This is a genomic window from Ilyobacter sp. (genome assembly GCF_041583315.1).
Taxonomy (GTDB): Bacteria; Fusobacteriota; Fusobacteriia; order Fusobacteriales; family Fusobacteriaceae; genus Ilyobacter.
Window position 1 is genome coordinate 1 of record NZ_JBFHGC010000471.1, and the last position, 2,281, is coordinate 2,281.

Genomic DNA, 2,281 nt, shown 5'->3' on the forward strand with positions numbered 1-2,281 from the left:
ATCAGCGAACCTGCAAAGACTGAGAAAAGAGCAGTCAGATATCCGAACCTGTAGGTGGTCAGTGCCCTAGCCCTTATTATCCTGCCGTTTTCCCTTAGCACTCCTGCCACTATCCTGTCACCTACAGAGTAATATTCATCATACTCCCTGTCACCATTTAGTCTGTTCATTGCCTCTATAGTTTTCCCCTTGTCTTCTCCGCCTATTATTTTCAGGGTAAGCCTCTGCTCCCCCACAGTTCCTACACCTCTTTTTACAAGCTTCGAATTATCAATCCTCAGCACTTCTCCAACAATTTCGTTGTCTTTCCTCATAGAAAGACTGCCTATGTAGGATATCATTATTATAAATGAAACCAGTAACAGTAAAAGTGCTGATTTTTTCTTCAATTTAATTCCCCCCTAATCTACTATATCCATCAAAATTCTTCCTATCTCAGTATTGTCCTTGAACCCCTGGAAGATTTCTGCTTTTTCACCTATTGCAGACAGCGGTATCTGAGTAGCCGAGTGTGCAAAAGTTGTAAACATAACATTTGCTCTCATATCCATAACATGTGCCACTGCTATAGCCGTCGGAGTATATCCTCCGTAAGTTTTACCTACGTCTACTCCAGAATCTTCTAAATTCATAGATTTCTCTATAAGGCTCTTCTCTTTTTCTGTAAGGTTGTTAAGCCCCATCTTCTCTCCGATAAAATTGAAATAAGCTTCTCTGTTGCCCTTGTAAACTTTCTGAAGTGTATCTTCTACTGAAATTTTTACATTTTCCAGAGATTTAAGGTTTAAGAAGTAATTTTTACCGTACCCCATTCCCAATCCTCCAGTTTCATGGTCTCCAACTACAAGGATAAGAGTGTCCTTAGGGTGCTTTTGATAGAAATCATAAGCCTTTTCTACTGCCTTATTAAAGGCAAGAGTATCATTTATAACTGAGGCTGCATCGTTGGCATGGGCGGCGTGATCTATTCTTCCTGCCTCTACCATCATAAAGAAACCTTTCTTGTTTTTGCTCAGTACCTCTATCCCCTTTTCTGTCATATCAGCAAGAGAAGGAACCTTTGATCCCGAGTTTACCCTGTCAACCTCGTAGGGCATGTGAGACTTTGTAAATGCTGCAAAAACTTTTTGGTCTTTACTAGCTTTTAGGTTCATAAATTCATCACTCGAATCTTCCCCTATAAAGACATTGTAACCTAGTTTGTGGAACTCCCCGGCGATATCCCTGTCATCTTTTCTCTTAGATCCTTTTTTATCCTGTGAAATAAAGTACCTGTAACCTCCGCCTGCAAAAAAGTCTACATTGCTCTCAAGGAAATCCTCTGCAATCTCACTTTCGTTGTCTCTGCTTACATTATTTGATGCAAAAACCGCAGGTGTGGCATGTGTCAGTCTAGTAGTTGATATGAGTCCTGTTTTCATACCGCTCTTTTCTGCAGCATCAACTATTGAGTCAAGCTTTTTACCGTCTGAAAGAACCGATATCATACCGTTGTTAGTCTTGTATCCAGTGGCAAGAGCCGTCCCTGCTGCTGCCGAATCAGTTACCAGGCTGTCCATAGAATGCGTAGTGTTTATACCTGCTACCGGAAGCCTGTTTATAAGCAAGCTATAGTCCTTGTCCCCTGTTGTTTCCTGTACATAGTATTCTGCCATCTGCCTCTGTGAAGAAGCCATACCGTCACCGATAAACATAAATACATACTTCGGTGCAGAATAAGTCAGCACCGTTACCAAAAGATACAAGAACAGCCCAGTTATTTTCTTTTTCATTTTTTTGTTTTCCCCCTTTAAATTTATTTCTTTGTTCGTTACGAAAATAGTATACACCTTAAATGTTGTATCTATATTAACGTAGGGTAAAATTAGAGTAAACATAAACTGGTTAAAGTTTATACTGATGTTTTATTTTATTTCTAAATAGTATATAATCTAAGAATATATAGATTTTTTATCTTGACTCACTTGTTTGGATAAAAAGAGACATATTTACTTTAATAATAAAGGGGGCATTTACATTGAATAAAAAAATAGGATTCATAGGTTGCGGAAACATGGGCGAGGCCATCTTGGGTGGTATCTTATCATCTGGTCTTCTCAAAGGGGAAAATATCTGGGTGTCTGAACTGAGTACTGACAGATTAGAGGAACTTTCAGAAAAATATGGTGTAAACACTACTACTGACGGAAAAGAGGTAGTAAAAAACACCGACATCTTCATACTAGCAGTAAAACCAAATATTTATCCTGTGGTTCTTGAGGATATCAAGAATCTCATAGAC

Annotated in this window: 3 protein-coding genes; 1 reads left to right on the forward strand and 2 read right to left on the reverse strand. The window is 38.8% G+C overall.

The genetic code is table 11. The features are described from left to right. Together ABZA26_RS13055 and ABZA26_RS13060 are read right to left on the reverse strand one after the other, a co-directional pair. On the reverse strand, positions 1-389 hold a 389-nt coding region (locus ABZA26_RS13055; RefSeq protein WP_372714943.1), incomplete at its 3' end, for a hypothetical protein. A gap of 12 nt (positions 390-401) precedes the next feature. Further along, positions 402-1,772, reverse strand: coding sequence for an alkaline phosphatase (locus ABZA26_RS13060; protein ID WP_372714944.1), 1,371 nt, complete (start codon positions 1,770-1,772; stop codon positions 402-404). A gap of 245 nt (positions 1,773-2,017) precedes the next feature. Here ABZA26_RS13060 and ABZA26_RS13065 point away from each other — a divergent pair. Continuing rightward, positions 2,018-2,281 (forward strand): pyrroline-5-carboxylate reductase family protein (locus tag ABZA26_RS13065; RefSeq protein WP_372714945.1); only part of this gene is annotated, 264 nt, incomplete at its 3' end.